The 21031-nt window shown below is 43.5% G+C and carries 20 protein-coding genes; 9 read left to right on the plus strand and 11 right to left on the minus strand.

Annotated elements, in window-relative coordinates; translation table 11 throughout:
• The first annotated feature begins 1 nt into the window (after position 1).
• From LP667_RS11975 to LP667_RS11995, 5 genes are all read left to right on the plus strand, one after another.
• Positions 2-1093 carry a DUF871 domain-containing protein gene (locus tag LP667_RS11975; protein ID WP_021730943.1) on the plus strand — a complete coding sequence of 364 codons (1092 nt, stop codon included), beginning with the start codon at positions 2-4 and terminating at the stop codon, positions 1091-1093.
• 27 nt (positions 1094-1120) lie between these two features.
• Entirely contained in the window at positions 1121-2302 is a 1182-nt protein-coding gene (locus LP667_RS11980) for a GNAT family N-acetyltransferase (RefSeq protein WP_021730942.1), read from the plus strand.
• A gap of 413 nt (positions 2303-2715) precedes the next feature.
• Positions 2716-2838 carry a hypothetical protein gene (locus LP667_RS17280; RefSeq protein WP_021730941.1) on the plus strand — a complete coding sequence of 41 codons (123 nt, stop codon included), beginning with the start codon at positions 2716-2718 and terminating at the stop codon, positions 2836-2838.
• A gap of 348 nt (positions 2839-3186) precedes the next feature.
• The gene (locus tag LP667_RS11990) at positions 3187-4500 is read left to right on the plus strand and encodes an MFS transporter (protein WP_021730940.1); all 1314 of its coding nucleotides are present in this window, start codon (positions 3187-3189) and stop codon (positions 4498-4500) included.
• Positions 4501-4633: 133 nt separating this feature from the next.
• Positions 4634-5026 carry a tautomerase family protein gene (locus LP667_RS11995; RefSeq protein ID WP_021730939.1) on the plus strand — a complete coding sequence of 131 codons (393 nt, stop codon included), beginning with the start codon at positions 4634-4636 and terminating at the stop codon, positions 5024-5026.
• Positions 5027-5188: 162 nt separating this feature from the next.
• On the opposite strand, the gene LP667_RS12000 is transcribed toward LP667_RS11995, so the two are convergent.
• Entirely contained in the window at positions 5189-5698 is a 510-nt protein-coding gene (locus tag LP667_RS12000) for a transcription repressor NadR (protein WP_021730938.1), read from the minus strand.
• Positions 5699-5845: 147 nt separating this feature from the next.
• Between LP667_RS12000 and LP667_RS12005 the strand changes: the two genes are divergently transcribed.
• Positions 5846-7279, plus strand: coding sequence for a nicotinate phosphoribosyltransferase (locus LP667_RS12005; RefSeq protein ID WP_021730937.1), 1434 nt, complete (start codon positions 5846-5848; stop codon positions 7277-7279).
• 109 nt (positions 7280-7388) lie between these two features.
• Here the strand turns inward: LP667_RS12005 and LP667_RS12010 are convergent, their stop codons facing one another.
• The 5 genes from LP667_RS12010 to LP667_RS12030 form a co-directional block, all read right to left on the minus strand.
• Complete coding sequence (locus LP667_RS12010; RefSeq protein WP_021730936.1) at positions 7389-8060, minus strand: TetR/AcrR family transcriptional regulator; 672 nt, start codon at positions 8058-8060, stop codon at positions 7389-7391.
• Positions 8061-8064: 4 nt separating this feature from the next.
• Positions 8065-9315, minus strand: coding sequence for an ABC transporter permease (locus tag LP667_RS12015; protein WP_033609347.1), 1251 nt, complete (start codon positions 9313-9315; stop codon positions 8065-8067).
• Complete coding sequence (locus LP667_RS12020) at positions 9293-10036, minus strand: ABC transporter ATP-binding protein (RefSeq protein WP_021730934.1); 744 nt, start codon at positions 10034-10036, stop codon at positions 9293-9295. Before LP667_RS12020 ends, LP667_RS12015 begins: the two co-directional genes overlap by 23 nt.
• Positions 10037-10281: 245 nt before the next feature.
• Entirely contained in the window at positions 10282-10824 is a 543-nt protein-coding gene (locus LP667_RS12025) for an NADPH-dependent FMN reductase (protein ID WP_021730933.1), read from the minus strand.
• Between the two features lie 38 nt (positions 10825-10862).
• The gene (locus LP667_RS12030; protein WP_033609345.1) at positions 10863-12242 is read right to left on the minus strand and encodes a DHA2 family efflux MFS transporter permease subunit; all 1380 of its coding nucleotides are present in this window, start codon (positions 12240-12242) and stop codon (positions 10863-10865) included.
• 212 nt (positions 12243-12454) lie between these two features.
• Between LP667_RS12030 and LP667_RS12035 the strand changes: the two genes are divergently transcribed.
• Positions 12455-12898, plus strand: a complete 444-nt coding sequence (locus tag LP667_RS12035; protein ID WP_021730931.1) for a MarR family winged helix-turn-helix transcriptional regulator — start codon at positions 12455-12457, stop codon at positions 12896-12898.
• A gap of 592 nt (positions 12899-13490) precedes the next feature.
• Here LP667_RS12035 and LP667_RS12040 read toward each other — a convergent pair.
• The 5 genes from LP667_RS12040 to LP667_RS12060 all read right to left on the minus strand — a co-directional run bounded on the left by LP667_RS12040 (position 13491) and on the right by LP667_RS12060 (position 19163).
• Positions 13491-14792, minus strand: a complete 1302-nt coding sequence (locus LP667_RS12040; protein ID WP_021730930.1) for a D-serine ammonia-lyase — start codon at positions 14790-14792, stop codon at positions 13491-13493.
• 512 nt (positions 14793-15304) lie between these two features.
• Positions 15305-16747 (minus strand): 6-phospho-beta-glucosidase, encoded by a 1443-nt coding sequence (locus tag LP667_RS12045; protein ID WP_021730929.1) that lies wholly within the window; start codon positions 16745-16747, stop codon positions 15305-15307.
• A 17-nt stretch (positions 16748-16764) separates the two neighbouring features.
• Positions 16765-18204, minus strand: coding sequence for a 6-phospho-beta-glucosidase (locus LP667_RS12050; protein WP_021730928.1), 1440 nt, complete (start codon positions 18202-18204; stop codon positions 16765-16767).
• A gap of 193 nt (positions 18205-18397) precedes the next feature.
• Positions 18398-18745 (minus strand): PTS lactose/cellobiose transporter subunit IIA, encoded by a 348-nt coding sequence (locus tag LP667_RS12055; protein WP_003639489.1) that lies wholly within the window; start codon positions 18743-18745, stop codon positions 18398-18400.
• A 100-nt stretch (positions 18746-18845) separates the two neighbouring features.
• Positions 18846-19163, minus strand: a complete 318-nt coding sequence (locus LP667_RS12060) for a PTS sugar transporter subunit IIB (protein ID WP_021730927.1) — start codon at positions 19161-19163, stop codon at positions 18846-18848.
• A gap of 194 nt (positions 19164-19357) precedes the next feature.
• Between LP667_RS12060 and LP667_RS12065 the strand changes: the two genes are divergently transcribed.
• Both LP667_RS12065 and LP667_RS12070 read left to right on the plus strand, forming a co-directional pair.
• Positions 19358-20065 carry a GntR family transcriptional regulator gene (locus LP667_RS12065; protein WP_021730926.1) on the plus strand — a complete coding sequence of 236 codons (708 nt, stop codon included), beginning with the start codon at positions 19358-19360 and terminating at the stop codon, positions 20063-20065.
• Between the two features lie 92 nt (positions 20066-20157).
• Positions 20158-20892, plus strand: coding sequence for a glycosyltransferase family 2 protein (locus LP667_RS12070; RefSeq protein WP_021730925.1), 735 nt, complete (start codon positions 20158-20160; stop codon positions 20890-20892).
• The last annotated feature ends 139 nt before the right edge of the window (positions 20893-21031 follow it).

Raw genomic sequence — 21031 nt, forward strand, 5'->3', positions numbered from 1 at the left:
AATGAGTAAACTTGGTGTTTCGGTCTATCCCGAACGATCAACCTTTGAAAAAGACGCGGCATACCTTGATTTAGCCGCAAAATATGGCTACCAGCGGGTCTTCACGTCCCTGCTTGAAATTAAGGGCGATCAGGCCGCAGTCGTTGCTAACTTTAAGAAAGTTATCACTTATGCAAACCAACTTGGCTTGCAAGTCATGGTCGACGTCAATCCGGACCTCTTTAAACAACTTGGTGTCTCCTATGACGACCTGTCATTCTTCCATGATCTTGGTGCTTGGGGCGTTCGGCTCGACTTGGGATTCACCGGTCAAGAAGAAGCACGGATGACGCACAATGAATTTGGCATTAAGATTGAAGTTAACATGTCTAAAGGAACCCACTATGTTGACACTATTATGGATTATTCACCTGAAAAGGATAACTTACTGGGTTCTCATAACTTCTATCCACAGCAATACACTGGCCTCGGCTACGACTACTTTGTTCAGACTTCTGAACAATACCGTCAGTACGGTATCAATACTGCCGCCTTCGTCTCATCAAGCGACGCAACATATGGTCCTTGGCCAATGCAAGATGGCTTATGTACCCTTGAAGATCACCGTGGTTTACCGATTGCGGCTCAAGTCCAACACTTGAAGATGACGGGCTTGATTGATGACGTCTTAATTGGTAACGCCTATGCAAGCGAAGCCGAACTAAAAGCTGCCGCTGAAGTCTTCTTTAGCCCTTACCCGCTCCTACACGTTGAAACCGTTGCTGATTTATCAGCGGTTGAAGAAAAAGTGCTATTTGCACAACCACAAACTTATCGCGGTGATTTTTCAGATTACGTCATTCGTTCTTCACAGACCCGGGTCATCTACAAAGACGAGGCCTTTCCTGCTCACCATCTGGATGCTATTCATGCTGGTGACGTTTTGATTGATAACGATGAATTCGGCCAGTACAAAGGTGAGTTACAGATTGCTCGTCAAGATCTTGAAAATACCGGCCGTATCAACGTGGTCGGCCACATTACTAAGAGTGATTTACCATGTCTAAACTTGTTACAACCATGGGCAGACTTCAAGTTTATTGCTGCCAAATAAGATTCGACCAATGGAGGTGTCCCGTTAATGACAACTGATTACCGTTTAACTAGCGATGCTGACCGTGAAGCCTTTTACCAACTCTATCAATACGCATTCAACAATCATGATACCCCCGCGCGACGTCAATTCTTCATGGACCGCTACCAACATGGTTGGATCTATGGCCGTCACGACAACGGTCAACTGGTCAGCGGGCTATATAGTCTGCCGCTAGCAGTCAACTTCCATGGTGTCACTTACAAGATGAACGGGATTGGCGATGTGATGACCGCTCCGGAATACGCTGGTCAGGGCGGCGCCGGACAACTATTGACGGCAGCTCTTGAAGAGATGGCTGCTAAGCACGTGACCTTGTCGTATCTAGCCCCCTTCGCATACGGCTATTATCGACGTTTTGGCTATGAACACGTCTTCGACCACGCGCACCAAGTCATGGCCGCCCGCGATCTTCCGCGCATTAAGCCAACGGACTGGGCTGGCACGGTTACCCGCCATGGTAATGAAGGCCTAGGCCTCATCAACGATTTTTATGCGCAACAGCGGCAAAATCAACGAGGTGGCTTGATTCGGCCTACTTGGTGGCAACATTACCTGACCCTTAAGCATAACTGGTCAATCGCAATTTACCGTAACGTCGCTGACCAGATCGAGGGCTACTTGATTTATGAACGGCAAGCCACTAACTTTGCGATTCAGGAATGGGCGACTAGCACCCCCGCTGCTTACCAACGACTGGCCAACTTTGTCACTAAGCATGGCACCACCTTTGATACGTTTAGTTATGACAGTCCAAGTACGGCAAACGGCTTAGATTTGCTGGCTGACCCGTACCGTTTACAAGTCACCATCCAGCCATACATGATGGCGCGCATCGTTGATCTATACGACTTTATCAAACACTATCCGTTTACCGCGGACATACAACCACTTCGCCTAGCAGTCAGTGACGCTACCCTGTCCTCTAATCAAGGCATCTGGGCATTAACGCGGCACAACGGGCAAGTAACGTTCAATCGTGTTAGCGACCAATTAACTGGTCAGACTGACATTCAGTTAACGATTCAACAACTAACCACTGCTTGCTTTGGCACTCAGAGCTTAGCCCGAGCATACCAACACGGGTTAATCACCGGTGATGTGAATGCGATCAACCGGCTTGACACTAGTCTGGTGAAGGAACGACCGGCACTTATTGACTACTTTTAAACGCTTAAGTTAGATAAGCAGCATGACTGACTAAAAGTGGGTCGCCAGAATGACTATTCTGGCGACCCACTTTTTGTTCAGACGCTGCCTGGTATTGATATTTGCCATGGGTCAAGTCATTTACGAATCAGATGGCAACAAATACTAGTACTGGTCGATTAAGCTGGCGCCGTGAGCAAATCAACTTAATAATGAATTGCCTTCATCACGTACCTAATTAGTCTCCATGTTTAGGCTGCCTTAGCAAATACGTTGGTTACTTACTCGACAGGAATATTCCAACATACTAATCTTCAATTGCTATTAGAAAGTGAGGTCATTATTCGAATGCATCATGATCATGCTGTCGTTATCACTGCAGCGCCAACGACATTTCCCGCTAATGCGTTAAAAAAATCTTGCTCTATTACCACGTGACCCAAACTGAATTTGCTGAACACATTGCAATCTCGCAAAAACAACTGTCATTTATCTTAAACCGACAAGCCTTCATGATTATCTCCGTCGCCATCAAGTTAAACCAGCAACTAGTTTAAAAGCACATTGGCGATTGGAACTGTATTTGAATATCGACTTACAAACTATCAACCAGAATTCCAACCCGCAGTGACTAAATTCAAATGGGCAACTGCTTAAAATATGACAGCAACCACTATTTTTCCAAAAAGATCAATCTTTTTCATTTGAGCAAGCATGCTTAATCTTCTAGACGTATTCAAAATCTTCAACAATTATACAAACACTTACCGTCTACTTATTCCCTCATGAATAGGAGCTGTCTAGCGAAAATTGACAATTAGATTAAAAACATTAAAATAATATTAAAATAGTTAACTTGCCATTTTTCATTTCTAATAAATTCATACTATCGAAAGGAACTCGCCATGGCCATCAAACAATCTGATTTAACCATCAACATTAGTAATCACCAATCTAGCCTACAAATCTTCAAAGCTGCCGCAAGTAACTTCATTAGTTCACTAAGCGGTAAAATGTTTAGTTTTGGTCTTGGACTCATGTTACTTGACGAGACGCACTCTGCCATCAGTTTTGGTATCAACATGATTATTAGCCCGATCGTTGGCTTGCTGTGCCTCGTCCCGATTGGTAATCTCATCGACACTTATCCACATAAAGCGATTCTTACCGGTAGCCTGACTGTCCGAACGCTGGCACTGATTTTGTTTGCGACTAGTATCAACTTGTTTACGGCGACTGCTAAACTAATCCCGATTGTTTTATTTCTGATTATCGACGCAATTTCAACAAATATTAATGATACTTGTTATTCTGCCGCCACCCACGAGCTTGTTAATGGTCCCCATATTCAACGCTTGAATTCGTTAACTCAAAGTGCCATTTCGCTTTCCTCGATTCTATCACCAGCGTTAGGGGTTGGTCTGTATAGTCTAGTCGGCTTTTATGGCTTCATTATATTAGAAATCATCGCGACACTCGCGTCATTTAGTATTATGCTCACGATGCGATTCCATTATCCATCAACGAATCAATTAACTGACTCACGACGCATGCCAGCAACCTCTCACAGCCAGTTTGCAACATTCCGCTTCGGGCTGAACTACATGCAGTCGCGAACCATGATCAAAATTACAATTCTATTGAGTGTCATTCTGAACTTCTTATATACCGCCGTTACCATTGGAATTCCATATATCTTAAAGGATCAGCTCCACACCGGTAATGGTCCAGTCGGCCTGCTTGAGACAGGGAGCGCGATTGGCATGTTGCTTGGCAGTTTACTTTTGACTTTGTTACCGTCAACTGGCCAAAAACATCTCTTTTCAAAATTAATTATTCCAGTACTCGTTCTCGATAGCCAAATATTTTTATTAGGTGTCCTATTCATGACAGCCCAATCACCAGCCGGCTATGCGCTACTCGGGAGTCTTATTATGGGGATACTGGCTTTCGCACTTGTTATTCTCAATATTACCTTTCAGGTCTACTTACAACAAACCGTGCCAACCAAATTATTAGGCCGTGTCGTTGCGACGCTAACAACCGTCAATAGTTCAATCATGCCAATTGGAACCCTCCTGTTCACCTTGATCTTTCAAAGTACCACTCGCGGCGGTCTAATCCTAATCATCAATGGTATTCTGTTACTTGGATACACGGCATTGTTATGGCAACCCTTGCATCGGGCCATTCGCAGTGAACAGTCGAATCAATCATGATCAAAGTTACTTCAGATGCTTATTCTGACTGTCAATCAATAATCATGATAGCAACTATCGCAACCTGATATAATTCGAAGCATCCCGATAGCAGTATAATTACTTATAACCTATGATGAAAGGAGAAATAAACATGCCCTTAATGCGCATTGATATGGTACGGGGACGCTCGCAAGCTGAGATCCAAAAAATTCTAGATATTGCATACCAAACAGCTAGTACAGCTTTACACTTACGGCCCCGTGATCGCTATCAAATCGTTACACAACACGACCCTGAAGAAATGATTATTGAAGACGTCGGTTTAGGTTTCAAGCGCACCACCGCTTTCTTAATGTTCAGCTTAACTTCAAGTCCTCGTAAGGTCGAAGATAAACAAACCTTTTACAAATTACTCGTCAAAAATTTACATGATCAATTAGGCATCGCACCGACCGATGTTATGATCAACATCACGACCAATCGCTACGAAGATTGGAGCTTTGGCGACGGCGAAGCACAATTTCTAAACGGTGACTTAAATTAACGTCCAATCCACAGCCTATTAAAAAAAGATGCCTCGCAATCCAACTGGATCACCAGACATCTTTTTTGCTGGTATCATCGCTATTGACCGCCAGCATTATATCGTAAATAAAACTAACGACTATTAATTGATTATCAATATCATATTAACCATGTCTTGACATTAATTTTCATACAAATAACCGGCACCCCGTAAGGCTGCTTTGATTGCTGTTAATTGTTCTGGCGTCTGATAAGCCACCGTATGGCTATGGACACCATCCGTTAATTCCGACAACAAATGCCCCTGTAACTTCTTAAGCCGGCCCATAAACAGATTAATATCACCGACTGAGCGAATCTCTAATTCACCCCGGAGCCGTCCGTACAATGGATGTTCAACCTCAACATCCTTAATCACACCACCCGCACGAATGATCAAGTCCATCTCCTTAGTCGCCTCATTAGGAAAATGTCGGCAGACTAAGACAACCGTGGGCTGGTTGGCTTTCTCCAATTCATATCCTTGTAAAGTAGCAACAATTGCTGTTCCATGAGCCCTCAATAACGAAATATCGCCAACGATTGTCTGGCGACTAACATTAAATTGCTTTGCTAACGTCGTCGCACTTATTGGGACCTGCGTTTGTGATAATTTTGATCGAATTTGTTCTCGCCGTTCTAATCCTGTCATGACTCACCCTTCTCACTATTTCAATAGGCTAATTTTACCAGAAAATCACTAGAATTGCTTTCATCACCTGTCAAACTATGATAAACTATGTTCATTTATCATAGGTGTCAAGACACCTAAATCTTAATAAATTAGGATTGATTAGCAATGCGCAATTTATCTTTATTAACCGACTTATATGAATTTTCAATGGCCAATGGTTTTCACCACGACCTACCACGAACCAACGCCACTTTCGATCTCTTCTATCGTCGCGTTCCTGACAATGGTAGCTTTGTCATTGCCGCTGGTTTACAGCAAGTTGTTGAGGCCTTGCAGGACTTCCACTTTACTAGCAACGATCTCGACTACTTCCGCCAGCTCAACTTATGGGATGAACGTTTCTTAACTACTTTGGCGCATTTTAAGTTAACTTGCCAAATCAAGGCACTTCCCGAAGGCACCCCCGTCTTTCCTCGCGAACCTTTGCTGACAATCACTGGTCCGCTTGAGCAAGCCCAGTTACTTGAAACCCTCGTCTTAAATATCGTCAATCATCAATCACTCATTGCCACTAAAGCTCGGCGACTAAGCTACGCCGCAGCGGGTCGCCCCATCATGGAGTTCGGTGCTCGGCGTGCGCAGGGACCTGACAGTGCAATTTACGGGACCCGGGCAGCAATCATTGGAGGTGCTAATAGTACCTCCAACGTCCTAGCTGCTAAACAGTTCGGTATTCCCGTTGCCGGTACGATGGCACACAGTTGGGTTGAGGCTTTTCCAGATGAATTAACCGCCTTTCGCAAGTGGGCCGAACAATATCCGGACAATAGTGCACTGCTAGTCGATACTTATGATGTACTTAACTCGGGAATTCCAAACGCAATAACTGTCTTCAAAGAACTACGCGCAGCTGGGCATGAACCCGTCGGTATTAGAATCGATTCAGGAGACGTCACGACCTTATCACAAGCCGCCCGATCACGACTGGATGCAGCAGGTTTTCCAAATGCCAAAATCACCATTTCTAACGCATTAGATGAACATATCATCACTTCGTTACTTCAAGAAGGTGCACCTATCGATAATTTTGGTATCGGTGAGAAACTCATCACAAGTGCTTCAGCCCCCGTTTTAAGTGGTGTCTACAAACTGGCCGCAACCGAAATTGATGGTCAGCACACGCCCAAAATAAAAGTGAGTGCCAGCCGTGAAAAGTTAACGATTCCTGGTGACAAACAAGTCTATCGGCTTTACGAACCAGGAACCCAACGGGCCTTTGCTGACTTGATTGCACTAGCTACCGAAACCATTACTGGTCAATCCAGCTTAACCGTTGTTAATAGTAATCCACTCAGTGTTGACCGGCAGCAACGACTCACCAATTTTGACGCTCGGCCCTTACTTGTACCGGTAGACTTATCTACAACTACCATGATTCCAATATCAGCGATTCAAGCAGCAACCCAAGCCAAGCTCGCAGAACTGCCTCGCACCACCCAACGGCTCGTCAATCCGGACATCTACCCGGTCTACATGACGACCACCCTTAGCCAGTTACAAACTAAGCTATTGAACGAAATGACGATTCTCGCGAACTAGCCAAGCAAATCTGCTTTGAACAAACTAAAGCCACTTCTGATTAGTCATCAAATGACTGCTAAATACAGAGGTGGCTTTAGTTGGTCTGGGCGACACCCATCATTGGGGCTTACTGATCAGCAATTTGATCATGTTTGCCAGGGGTCAATATTTTAGTCATCACCGTGATCAAATAGGCTTGTTCACGTTCAAGTTCTGTCCCTGGCAGTTCAAGCATTAACCGCGCTAAGTAGCCAAATAACTGCGATAACAAACTTTGGATTATCAAATCATTCGGCCAATCAACAATCAGATGATCTGCTTTTAATTGATTTAAGACGCTACCCATCTGCTTAACCATCTGGGGCGCAATCTGACTCAGAATCTGTTCGCGCCGTGTCGCATCAAAAGCCGCCATTTCAAAAACGACCTTTAATTCCTTAATGTTGGCCTGGGCAAAAGCAACCCTGTCCGTTACAACTGCGGTGATAAACGCTGACAAGCTTGGATAGCGCCGGCGTAATTCATCTTCTGAAAAATCATTGGCTAAGATTGGGACGATGTGCGCGGCAATGGGGGCTAAAATCGCATCACGTAGCGCCGCTTTAGTCTTATACCGCCGATAAACCGTCCCTTCTGCAACACCAGCCCGTTGCGCAATGTCACTAGTACTGGTCTGATCAAAACCCTTTTCAGCAAACAAATCAAGACTTGCCTGGAGGATCGACCGTTGCTTAGGCGTAATCGCTTTATCTTGACTTAGATCCTGTTGAAAGTAATCCCGTATCCGTGGTCGTTCCATGTCCTCACACCTTCCGATAACGTTTCATCCCAACAATGTTCAACATTGTTAGTACGACCATAAACCCTACTAATATTAACAAATCAACCCCAATATCGCCAAGACTAGCACCCTTAGTGACGACGCCGGTCAATGCATTGGCACCGTAGTATAACGGCATGATATGGGCAATGGCTTGCAGCCAACTCGCCATACCATCGACTGGAATCAAACCAGCAAAGAAGATTTGCGGGACAACGATCAGTGGAATGAATTGAATCATTTGAAATTCCGAATTAGCAAAAGTGGAAATAAAGATTCCCAAGGTCAAAGCCACTAACGCTAATAGTAAATTGGTCAAAAAGACCAGCCAAATACTGCCGACTAAGTGAATCTTGAATACCGCAATCGCAAAAACAACGGTCAGGACAGTCTGAATGATTGCAAAGCCACCATAACCAATTAGATAGCCCATAATAATTTCACTCCGTCGAATTGGGGTTGCAAGTAGCCGGCTTAGGGTTCCAGTAATGCGTTCATTCAAAAGTGAAACACCAGAAATCAAGAACACAAAGAAGAAGACAAAGAAACCTAGAAAGATTGGCAAAAAGTTTTCAAAAAACGTTGAATCACTACTACCATAGATATAATGACTGCTAGTGGTATAGGTCGTCGTTTGTGCTCGACTATTTGTTGGCGCCGCAGCACTCGCTGTAGCCTGCTTCAATTGCTTTTGAATTTTAGCCACAGCAGCAGTATTCCCACTTGCCTGTGCTTGGGCCAAGGCCGTATTTAGCTTGCTAACCGTTGCCTGTTTTTGCGTCGCGGTCAACTTTTGTAGTGCCACCTGTTGCTTTTGCAATACCTTTTTTTGTGCTTTAGTAGCCGTGACTAACGTCTGAACCTTTAATTTGACCAACCCACTTTGTAATGCAGCTTTAATCAATGAAGTATTGGTCGGATTACTATTAGAATACGTTATTGTTAGCTTGCCATCCTTTTGCGTGAGATAACCATCCAAATCATGTTGCTTAATCATGGTCTTTGCCTGGCTACTATTGTAATGATTAATATCGACATGCTTCGTATTAATTGCTTTGACCACCTGGTGATCAACATTGTGAACACCCAAAGTCGCAACTTGAGTCGTATTATTTTGAAACAAAAAATACATCAATGACATGATTAAGAGTGGCGCCAAAAACATCAGTGCCAAGGTCCGCTTATCACGCAACATCTGTTTAAAAACTCGTCTAACGATTGCCATCGTTCGCATCTTGCATCCGCCCCGCTTTCAAAAAGACCTGTTCGATCGTATCTACCGCATACTGTTGCTTCAGCGCCACGGGTGTCCCCTCAGCGAGCGCAATGCCATGCCGAATCAACATGAGATAATCACACCGTTCCGCTTCGTCCATGACATGGGTCGTCACGAGCATCGACTTGCCAGTGGACTTGAGCTTATTCAACTCGGTCCAAATCTGTTGCCGTAATTCTGGATCAATCCCAACGGTCGGTTCATCTAGAATTAATAATTGAGGATCCTGAACCAGCGCAATCGCTAATGATAACCGTCGTTTCATCCCACCAGAATAACCACTGACGCGCTGGTCTAATTGGGACGTCAAATCAACTAATCCGGCCGCATAATCAATCATTTGTGCTAATTTAATTTTGGGGACACTCATCAACTGCCCAAAAAAAGTTAAATTTTCACGAGCCGTTAGCGTTTCATATAAAGCGTCACTTTGGGCCATATATCCCACTTGCGCCATTACCGCCCGATTGGGCATCACCGTATCCATCACTTTAACTGTGCCACTATCGACCGCTTCCATCCCTAAAATACTCTTGATCAAGGTGGTCTTCCCAGCCCCGGATGGCCCAATCAGTCCATAAATCGTCCCAGTCGGCAATGTCAAATCAATTTGATTCAACACTTGGTGATGACCGAAGTGCTTACTGACTTGCTTGGCGATGACATAATCTATTGCCATATTCATAACCCACTTTCCAAAAAGTGAGTGTTCACTCACTCATTTAATGATTTTAGTATAATCAGTGCATCTCGGTTTGTCAACAATGAAATGAGTCGATACTCATTTCATTGTTGAATCTTCCTAGGTCTAACTCTCAAACGAGAATCTTACCAACCATCAATCACACGATTCACTGCAAAAAATAAGATCAGCATTTTCAAATCAAAAATGATTTTGCCATGCTGATCCTATCATTGACTATTTTAAGCCAGATATTCAGTTACTTGCTGAGTAATAACCGCTCGTTGTTCCGAATCCAAGTCAAATTTCCCCGTCATGAAGGCACTCGTTGGAATCTGTAAACCGACCAAATTATCATTCGGCTTTAACCCCATGAAGGTCAATAACGTTTTTAAGTGAGCAAGACCAACTTTGGCCGCTTTTTTACCACCTGCACCAGTCAACATGACTGGCTTATTCATAATAAAATCTGGTGCACCAAACACACCAGCCTCAGTTGGGCGCGACAACCAGTCTAGTGCATTTTTGAGTCCACCGGGAATCATTTCATTATATTCCGGTGTGACGATCCACAACCCATCAGCAGCTTGGACTTGCTCTCTAAACGTCATCACTGAGCTGGGAGCGGGAAATTCAATGTCTTGATTAATCAACGGTAAATCTGCAATATTGGCAAATGTCACCTCAGCTCCCTGCGCAACTAGTTGTGTGCTGATTTGTTCTGCCACCGTTTTATTGAATGAATCTTTCCGTAATGAACCAACTACCATTAAAATCTTTTGCATGTTATTTATCTCCATTTCTTCTATATAATCAATTAATTTTATTCTATGGACGATTTAAATTTGAAAGAGGCTACAAAGCCAATTACTAATAATCCTGTAAGTATGCCAAACGCAACCTGATATCCTAATAATGTTGTATGAGCTGTGAGATTAATCATGCCACTGATCGAAACCAATAAGGCAGTCGCAATCGCCCCTGCAATTTGTCCGGCCATCGTATTAATAGCATTACCATGTGCAATCAGTTTAACAGGTAGCACATTTAACCCAGCAGTTGCTAGTTGCATTAACATTAATGAGAGCCCCATCATCCAAATCGCATATGCGAGGCCAATCCACACCAACGAAACAGTTGCCGTGAAGAAGACAAACGGCATTGTGGCGATTGCCGCAATCAAGAAACCACTGATTGCTAACTTACGAATACCGTATCGATCGAATAGCATTCCTGATAGTGGATTGACAACTCCCATCATAATGGCACCTGGTAACATGAGTACCCCCGTGACTAGCGCTGATATATGAAAAGCACTCTGCAAGTACACTGGAACTAATACTTGCATCCCTAACAGGGATAACTGACCTAAGCTACTCAAAACAACACTTAGATTGAAGGCCTGATACTTAAAGACCGTTACGTTCAGCATCGGTTCTTTCAATCCCGTCTGACGATGAATTAATAAACCTATTAGGATGCTCCCGATGATAATAACGACTAAACTAAGTAACCAGTTACTACCAATAGTTGAAAATCCGTATAAGATACCAGTAAACCCAAATCCAGAATACAAAATTGAACGCATATCTAACTTAGGATTAGTCGTTGGAATTAATTTACGCATACCAAGCATGACTAGGGCAATGACGGCGATAGTGACTGGTATCAAAATACCGAACAAGGCACGCCAAGTATAGTGAGCTAAAATCCAGCCAGATAGTGTCGGTCCAATCGCTGGTGCTAATGCAATGACAATTCCCGTTATCCCCATCGCCATGCCACGTTTTTCCGCTGGGTAGATCAATACCATAATATTGCGCATGAATGGCATGATGATTCCCACTCCGACGGCTTGAATAATACGTCCCGCTAACAACATGCCAAACGATGGTGCTACATAAGCAACGATCGTACCAACCAAGAAAATTCCAAGAGCTGTAAGATACAATCTTTTTGAATCAAACTTGTATAAAAATACAGCCGAAATTGGAATCATGACCCCGATCGTCAATAAATTAGCAGTTGAAATCCATTGTGCAGTTGCTAATGAAATATTAAATCCCTGTGCAATATTGGCCAACCCATTATTTAATAGTGTCTCTGTTAGTATCGTCATAAAGCCACCGATAATAATCGCCAACACTAGAATAGTTTTATTGTATGGTTTGCCGTTAGCATCAATACTCTTTGTTAAGTCCAAACTGCTCACCTCTCAAATCTATGTTAACCATCAGCTGACGGACAATTGTGCTTGCTACTATGGTCGTTTAGTGAATTTAAGTTCCGCTAAATTTTTTGACAGATACACATAAACTTGCTACGCTTATTATGTTCCTGGCAACAGAAAATACAATAACATGTTTTTATGTTCCTGGCAACATATTTGTTTTTATTTTTTAGGAGGTGTACCACATGGCACTGGAAGAATACCCAATTGGTAAGGCCATTATTAACTTGGTCTCAGCACATCGGCACGTCACAACTAGTAAGATTGCCGGTATCGGCCTACACGCAGGTCAGGATTTAATTTTATTATCGTTATTAGAACAAGATGGACAGTCACAAAACGCACTTGTCAAACAACTTTGCGTCAACCACTCCGCAGTAGCTAAATCAGTCTCACGAATGCAGAAAAAGGGCATTGTCAGCACTCAAAAGTCCGAAATAGATCGCAGAATCACATTAGTCTTTTTGACCGATAGCGGGCGACAATTGGCACAACAGGCCCAAGCCATTTGGGAAAATGTTGAACAACTGGCTTTTAAAAATTTAAACGCGGCTGACCGCGCAAACTTTTTACGACTAATCGCTACTGTTCAACAGAATTTTGAAACTAATTCCGAACACGATTCATAACGAGATTGGGACAAAAGTCGGTCTACTTGCGAACAACCTTTTGGCGCATATTTCGACAATATTGACAAAAAAATTGTGTTCAGTTTCTTGGGCAGATCTTAAGAAACTGTGCACAATTAGTTTTATCCCAAAATCTAAATGTTTTTAGCATCGTTTCCCGTAGCAGCCTTTGACCTTGAGAACTAGCATATTTTGCTTTCAAGACGGATTAACTAGACGACACCGTTATCATTTTTTTACTTGCTAAATTAGCAAAAGCACCGTTTCAGCTCTGTAACAAGTATTCATATGACATAACGCTAAGTTTGTCAATTTTTCCAATCAGTTTATTTATATTTAAAGCTATTTCACTTTTGGTATAGCCTCTTTTTGACCTCTGCCAATTACTATCTGCTAATCATATTTCAACAATACTATCCTTCTAATCAAGAATGGTTTTTCTCGTTTAAAAATATTTCATTGCATTACTATTTATAACAACTAAAACCGGTGGCCCAGAATCATAATTCTGAGCCACCGGTTTGCTAATTTCTCTTTTTCAAGTATCAATATTGCCATTATATCTCATGTTTTTCTGAATTCAATTATGTTTTCAAACCATTGTTAATAGCTTTCGTCCCAAGTCATAATCCAATTGCCGCTCAGATGCCGGCATCATATTACCCCCAGTTGCCCAGACAATGTGAGTGACATCTTTGCCAGCGAGCGCCGGAAATTGAGCCATGATGGGAGCAAGCGCCGTAAAGCCCGCTGCGGCTGATGGTTCGACCATCACATCTTCGGTATCGACTAATTTAGTCAAATAACGATATAAATCATCATCTTCAAATGTTGCTGTTCCGAGTAATAGCGTCCGCATCACCTTACCAGCCAGTCTTGATGGCCGACTAACGGCTAGCCCGTCAGCAGCAGTTAAGCCGTCTAAACCAATATCTTGAACGGCAATCTTTTCATTCAGTTTGGTCATCATTCCAAGGGTCACCGACGGCACGTGGGTCGGCTCGCAAAAGACTGGGTAGATATTAGCGCCCATAATCATCTTGAGACCAAAAGCCACACCACTAGGGCTGCCACCAACACCAGCTGGCAAATAGACGACAACCAGGTGTTGTGCATCCATTTTAATGCCCTGTACTTTTAATTGATGTTGTAATCGCACCCCGGCAACGGCGTAACCTAAAAACAAGTCACGTGAGCCCTCATCATCAACAAAGTGGGTATGATCATCTTTAGCTGCTGCGGCCCGGGCCACTGGAATCACACTTGAGAAATCAGTATTCAACTCCTCAACGATCACACCATTCGCCCGCAGTTTATCCTTCTTCCACTGACGCGCATCATGGGACATGTAAACCGTCGTCTTAAATCCAAATTTTGCTGCCATCATTCCAACACTGAGCGCTAAATTCCCCGTTGAGGCCACAATCACGCCATACTGAGCGAATAACTCATGATACTCGGTTGTCGCTAGGACACTGTAATCATCCATATACGTCAGATCCGTATGGGCCATGGCCACCTGCTCCGCGAACTTAAGCACTTCATAAATACCACCACGTGACTTGATTGAACCTGAAATTGGTAATTGACTGTCAGCCTTTAAATAAAGTTGTCCCGCCAATGACTGGTGGTTAATCATCTCCCATGCCGGTTTCATCTGCTTAAGTGGCAACAATGGTGACTCAATAATCCCGTTCATCGCCGCTGTCTCTGGAAAGGCAATCGCCAAAAATGGGGCAAAACGTTCCCAGCGCGCAACCGCGTCAAAAATATCAGCGCGCGTCAACGGCAAGTCGGTCTGTTGACCATAATCTGGATTCTGCCAAACAATCGGTCGTTTGGCCATCAAAGCTCTAATCTGCGGGTGCTTTTCAATCATTACCGTTGTATCCATACTTTCAGGTCCTTTTCATTTAATTGAAGTTCTGGTAGCACAATATCTAACGCCTACTTGCACCAAGTTAAGTAAGCATTCATCAGCCATGCGAACATTTTCCAAGCTAAATCTCGTATTTAAGATTGCGCAGTAGGCTGCTACGTCAATTCAAATCGATATCTGCTCTGTTCCAGTAATTAGCACCCAGCCTCAAAAGTTGGCATGAGCCGCACACGTGCTGACAAGCAACAATCTAAATCAAGTTTTAATCACAACTCATGTTAGATAATATGACATTGCTTTTGTCCATTATTTAACCACACTTGCGCCTAAGAAACAATCCTGGGGCCCTAATTGCTAATAATTGTTGGTTGACCAATCGAACAAGTTAACGTTTCAGGCTATAGAAAAACGGCGTTCAAAGTAATTAAACTTTGAACGCCGTCTGCAACTACTAAGATGTTGGTTGACCAACAATCCCCGTCCGCACTGCCTTATCATCCAGCAAGCTAACAGTCAGACTAGTCGGTCTACTTCAAATCAGCCCCGTTCGTCCGAATCACCTTTTGATACCAATAGAACGAATCCTTCTTGGAACGATCTAGTGTTCCGTTACCTTCATCGTCCTTATCGACATAAATAAAGCCGTAACGTTTCGACATCTGACCGGTGCCGGCAGAAACTAAGTCAATGCAGCCCCATGGCGTATAGCCAATTAGGTCAACCCCATCTTCGGCAACCGCCTTGATCATTTCACTGATATGAGCCCGCAAATAGTCGATGCGATATGGATCATGGATACTGCCATCAGCTTCAACCTTATCCCGGGCACCCAAGCCATTTTCAACAATCATCATTGGCTTGTGATAACGGTCTTGTAACCAGTTCAAAGAATACCGCAAGCCTTCTGGATCAATTGGCCAATCCCATTCACTCGTCTTCAAATATGGATTGTCTACCGCCTCGGTGCCAACAAAGTGATAACTTGGGTTGTCATCTTGAGCAGCGACTGTATTTGAATTGTAGTAACTAAAGCCAATATAATCAACAGTGCCTTCCTTCAAAACTTGCCGATCTTCCGCCGTGATATCTGGGCGGAAACCAGTCTGTTTGAAGTAAGCTTCCATGTTATTTGGATAGTAACCCCATGATTGCACATCCGCAAACCAATAGCGGCGTTGCATTGCTTTTTCAGCTTGCATGATATCTTGTGGCTTAGCTGTTGCTGGATAGATTGGTGTCATATTGATCATATTACCAATCTGAAAGTCTGGATTAATGGCATGGCCGATCTTAACGGCTAACGCACTAGCAACCACTTCATAGTGGGCGGCTTGATACATCAAAGCTTCAGCATCCGGATCGTCGGGTTTCAATACTAAACCGGAATCCGTAGCCATTAAGAATTGATTCGTATAAGTTGTCTGATTATTAATTTCGTTGAAAGTCATCCAGTACTTAACCTTATTCTTATAACGCTTAAAGACCGTTTCAGCGTAGTGGACGAAGAAGTCAATAACTTTCCGTGAACGCCAACCACCGTATTCCTTAACTAAGTGGTATGGCATTTCAAAGTGGGCCAACGTAATCACTGGTTCGATACCATATTGTAGACACGTATCGAACATGTCATCATAGAACTTCAACCCCGCTTCGTTCGGTTCTTCTTCATCACCATTTGGGAAAATTCGCGTCCAAGCAATCGATGTCCGAAAACACTTGAAGCCCATTTCAGCAAATAACTTGATATCTTCCTTGTAATGACCGTAGAAGTCGATACCTTCATGGTTCGGGTAGTTCTTACCCGCAATCACACCATCCGTGATTTCACGGGGAACACCATTAGCACCAGCAGTCATGACATCAGCCACACTAACGCCTTTGCCACCAGCTTGCCAGCCACCTTCTAGTTGATGGGCAGCGACCGCCCCACCCCATAAGAAATCAGATCGTAAACCACTCGTTGTTGCCATGCTCAATCATCCTTTCACTATAAATCTTCACCATCGCTCGCAATAACTTGTTGGAACCAGTCAAAGGAGTCTTTCTTAGAACGGTCGAAACTGCCATGACCGTTATCATCGGCATCAACGTAAATGAACCCATAACGTTTTGCCATTTCACCAGTACTTGCAGAAACCAAGTCAATACATCCCCATGGCGTGTAGCCAATCAGGTCGACCCCATCTAATGCAACGGCTTCTTCCATTGCCAGGATATGATCACGGAAATAGCTAATACGGTAATCATCGTGCACACTACCATCAGCTTCCTTCTTGTCATATGCGCCGAACCCATTTTCCACGATGAATTGTGGTAAGTGCCACCGATCCTGCATCCAATTCATGGCGTACCGTAAACCAGTCGGGTCGATCTGCCAACCCCAGTCGGACTTTTCAACGTAAGGATTTTCGACAAAGTCATCCGGTTCCTTAAAGTCATATTCTTGATCACCGTCGCGACCCTTAGTGACAAATGACATATAATAACTAAACCCAACGTAGTCGACCGTACCAGCTTTCAATGTCGCTAGGTCGGCTGCGGTGATGTCCATGTCAAAACCTTTACGTTCAAAGTATTTTGGCAACCACTTTGGATACTCGCCGAGGCAGTGCACGTCGCCAAACCAGTACCGTTTTTGCATGGCCCGTTCCGCCATCATCACATCCGCTGGTTTAGCCGTCAATGGATAGATTGGGCACATTGCCACCATGCAGCCGATTTGGAAATCTGGATTGATAGCGTGACCTGCCTGGACAGCTAACGCGCTCGCTACTAATTCATAGTGGGCAGCCTGGTACATCGCTTGTTCCCAGTTGTCGTCCGCGCCTAATTGCAGCCCTGAATTTTGAAGTAATGGGTGGGGATCACTCCACGCGGTCTGATTATTAATCTCATTAAAAGTCATCCAGTACTTAACTTTGTCCTTGTAACGATCAAAGACCACGGTTGCAAACCGCACAAAGAAGTCGATCATCTTACGATTGCTAAAGCCACCGTACGCTTTGACAAGGTGGTACGGAATTTCAAAGTGCGACAACGTCACTACTGGCTGAATGCCATGTGACAACAAGTCATCAAACAAGTCATCATAAAATTTCAATCCCGCTTCGTTAGGCGTCGTCTCATCACCATTTGGGAATATCCGCGTCCAAGCGATTGATGTTCGAAAACATTTAAAGCCCATTTCAGCGAATAACTTGTCATCTTCTGGATAACGATGATAAAAATCATTACCCCAATGGTTCGGATAAACTTCGCCTTCCTTGACGCCGTCAGTTACCTTACGGGGAACCCCGTTGCGACCAGCTGTCATCACGTCGGCAATGCTAACACCTTTGCCATCGACATCCCAGCCACCTTCTAATTGATGCGCCGCAACCGCGCCGCCCCACAGAAATCCTTTAGGCATTTTGTATCCTTTTGTCATGAACTAATTCCCTCCATTAATGCTGCTCAGGCTATCCCTGAGTTACAGTCTTTGTTACCTTAACTAACGATTAACGTGTAACCGCCACGTAATCATTATCGAGGTATCTGCCATTACGATTGACTACGGCATGAATGAAAAAACAAGCCCAGACCAACACCAGCAGGTATTTGCCTAGGCTCAAATTAATTAACTACTTCGCCTCATCGGCAGCTAACCGCCGATAAACGTCGACGACTTCACCAGCTAAATCGCGGAAGGTGATGGCATTCATGATATGATCTTGTGAATGTACTAACAGTAATGACACGTGGGTATGTTCCCCTTGTGCTTCCGCCGTTAACATTGAAGTTTGTGAATTGTGTGCTTCCGTCAAGAAATTATCGGCTTCCTTCAACTTGGCATCTGCGGTTTCAAAGTCGCCTTCCTTAGCAGCTTTAATTGCTTCGAAAGCGGAACTCTTTGCGTTGCCACCATTAACGATCAAACCCATGATGGTTTCGAGACTTGCTTCAACTTCTTTTGTTTGTTCTTCTGCCATTAACCCTCATCCTTTTAGCATTTATTCGTGTGCGTCACAATCAAAATGCCACCATCCTCGATAGGTCTACCGTGGATTGGCAGCACTTACAATTAAATCATTAGTTTGCTTTTGCAATTGATGCTTCGGCTTCTTTTAAAACTTTTTCGCCATTCATCATACCGTAGTCTTGCATGTTGATTACTTCAACCGGAATATCAACGCGCTTTTGGAAATCACTTAACATGTAACGAACTTGTGGTCCAAGCATTAAAATGTCAGGATTCTTTTCAGCTAACTTAGCATCGGCGTCACTGGCAGCGGTTGCAAAAATATCTGCATCGATACCATCTGCTTCTGCAGCCTTTTGCATCTTTGATACTAATAATGACGTTGACATCCCAGCAGCACATACCAACATAATTGTTCTTTCAGCCATAATAAACACGCTCCTAGATCGTTTTAAATTTATATGTTACAGCGGTTGCTTTAATAAACCGCTTTCATTACAATTAGAATTATAAGTCATGGGTACAAATTTGACAAGCCTTATTAATCAGATATTCGCAATTTATTTAATTTGTACCCATAAATTCTATATTGACGACTTAAAATTTGAAAGAAGTGAACTTTATGTATCGTGATATCGCAGCTAAACTTGTGACTGCCATTCAAGATGGCATTTTTACCGTTAAACTTCCGACCGAAGCCCAATTAATGGCACGCTATCAGGCAAGTCGTAACACAATTCGCAAAGCAATTGACTTAGTCTACCAGCAAGGCTTGTTGCGCCGCGTCCAAGGTAGTGGCTATTATATTACTAATATTCAACTACAACACAAAACGGTCGTTAACTTGTCGGCCCGCTCGCTATTTAATAGCAACCTCCATCCCCGTAACTTGAAATCAAAGATTCTTACCTTTGATACGATTCAGGGGGATAGTGCGTTGAGTCGCAAGCTCGGAATCCCTGTCGACGAAGAACTTTACCGCATTATCCGACTACGCTACTGGCATGAACAACTCTATTGTCTAGAAGAAGCGTACTATTTACGTTCAGTGATTCCTTACTTGTCGACCGAAGCAGTTAATTCATCAATTTGGGATTTCATTAATGAGGCTTACGGAATCGGAATTGCCAACAGTGATGACTACCTCTCACTGACTAATTTAAACCAAGAAGAAGCTGACCTAATGGGACTCGAACATGGTGGTACCTATCTGGCACTAGATTCCTGCAATTATTATAAAAATAACGGTCTCCTTGATTTCTCACATACCGTCTTCGTTTATCCTGATCTAGCGCTATATTTTCACACCACCAACCTGGCAAATAATTAATTTATGGCTAAAAAAGGACGATTCACTATAAATTCATCACAATTTATGGGTATACTAGTAACAGTATCCAAATTTACGATGGAGGAATTAGCGTGTCAGCACCCCTTTTTTCAGTGGTTGTACCAGCTTACAACCAGCATAAATTTATAGATAGCTGCTTGACTAGTCTACAACGCCAAACCTTAACGGACTTCGAAGTCTTTGTGGTTGACGATTGTTCGACTGACGACACTGGTGAACAGATTGCCGCGTTAATCAAAGGCGACGACCGATTCCACGTGATCACTCACGCCCATAATCGAGGCGTCTCCGCAGCTCGTAACTCCGGTATTGCTGCTGCCAAAGGCAAGTACCTTTGCTTTGTTGATGGCGATGATTGGGTTGAGCCAGACTTTTTGGCGACCTTCTTAGCTGCCTATCAAGCAGCGCCGAATACGCAACTTGTTGTGTGTGGACACTACGGCTACTTAGCCGTCCCTAGTCCCGCCAAAACATACAGTCAAAAAGACTTGATTGCTAACATTAACTTCGGCACAGTAGGTGGTTTCTCATGGAATAAGGCCTTTGTTCGCAGTATTATTACCACCCACCACCTAAAATTCAATGAAGATATTGATTTCCTCGAAGATCAATTGTTTGCTTTTCGTTATGCCAACTACGTACAGTCCTCCGAATACGTACCGGACCGGACTTACCATTATCGTTGGCGTTTTCGAAGCAACCTTGCCCACATTGGAATTCCATTCTTCACTGCGCGCCGTAAAATGCTGAAAATTCTCAAGCAAGAAAACAAACAAGTTTTGAACGAAGATTGGAATAATCAGTAGCTACTTAACGTACCCATATCCTTGGGTGCGTTTTTTAATGCCATCAACTACCATCCTGCAAAATAAAGTGGCAATTAACAATTAAAGGCTTGTTGAATGGCAGGTAACGCCTTACAATTGGACTATGTTAATTAATTTG

Source organism: Lactiplantibacillus paraplantarum (assembly GCF_003641145.1).
GTDB classification, from domain to species: Bacteria; Bacillota; Bacilli; order Lactobacillales; family Lactobacillaceae; genus Lactiplantibacillus; species Lactiplantibacillus paraplantarum.

What these genes read in the sequence shown, in the direction of transcription:
- LP667_RS11975 (WP_021730943.1), top strand. Translation starts at nt 2, where the DNA reads ATGAGTAAACTTGGTGTTTCGGTCTATCCCGAACGATCAACCTTTGAA.
- LP667_RS11980 (WP_021730942.1), top strand. Translation starts at nt 1,121, where the DNA reads ATGACAACTGATTACCGTTTAACTAGCGATGCTGACCGTGAAGCCTTT.
- LP667_RS11990 (WP_021730940.1), top strand. Translation starts at nt 3,187, where the DNA reads ATGGCCATCAAACAATCTGATTTAACCATCAACATTAGTAATCACCAA.
- LP667_RS11995 (WP_021730939.1), top strand. Translation starts at nt 4,634, where the DNA reads ATGCCCTTAATGCGCATTGATATGGTACGGGGACGCTCGCAAGCTGAG.
- LP667_RS12000 (WP_021730938.1), bottom strand. Translation starts at nt 5,698, where the DNA reads ATGACAGGATTAGAACGGCGAGAACAAATTCGATCAAAATTATCACAA.
- LP667_RS12005 (WP_021730937.1), top strand. Translation starts at nt 5,846, where the DNA reads ATGCGCAATTTATCTTTATTAACCGACTTATATGAATTTTCAATGGCC.
- LP667_RS12010 (WP_021730936.1), bottom strand. Translation starts at nt 8,060, where the DNA reads ATGGAACGACCACGGATACGGGATTACTTTCAACAGGATCTAAGTCAA.
- LP667_RS12015 (WP_033609347.1), bottom strand. Translation starts at nt 9,315, where the DNA reads ATGCGAACGATGGCAATCGTTAGACGAGTTTTTAAACAGATGTTGCGT.
- LP667_RS12020 (WP_021730934.1), bottom strand. Translation starts at nt 10,036, where the DNA reads ATGGCAATAGATTATGTCATCGCCAAGCAAGTCAGTAAGCACTTCGGT.
- LP667_RS12025 (WP_021730933.1), bottom strand. Translation starts at nt 10,824, where the DNA reads ATGCAAAAGATTTTAATGGTAGTTGGTTCATTACGGAAAGATTCATTC.
- LP667_RS12035 (WP_021730931.1), top strand. Translation starts at nt 12,455, where the DNA reads ATGGCACTGGAAGAATACCCAATTGGTAAGGCCATTATTAACTTGGTC.
- LP667_RS12040 (WP_021730930.1), bottom strand. Translation starts at nt 14,792, where the DNA reads ATGGATACAACGGTAATGATTGAAAAGCACCCGCAGATTAGAGCTTTG.
- LP667_RS12045 (WP_021730929.1), bottom strand. Translation starts at nt 16,747, where the DNA reads ATGGCAACAACGAGTGGTTTACGATCTGATTTCTTATGGGGTGGGGCG.
- LP667_RS12050 (WP_021730928.1), bottom strand. Translation starts at nt 18,204, where the DNA reads ATGACAAAAGGATACAAAATGCCTAAAGGATTTCTGTGGGGCGGCGCG.
- LP667_RS12055 (WP_003639489.1), bottom strand. Translation starts at nt 18,745, where the DNA reads ATGGCAGAAGAACAAACAAAAGAAGTTGAAGCAAGTCTCGAAACCATC.
- LP667_RS12060 (WP_021730927.1), bottom strand. Translation starts at nt 19,163, where the DNA reads ATGGCTGAAAGAACAATTATGTTGGTATGTGCTGCTGGGATGTCAACG.
- LP667_RS12065 (WP_021730926.1), top strand. Translation starts at nt 19,358, where the DNA reads ATGTATCGTGATATCGCAGCTAAACTTGTGACTGCCATTCAAGATGGC.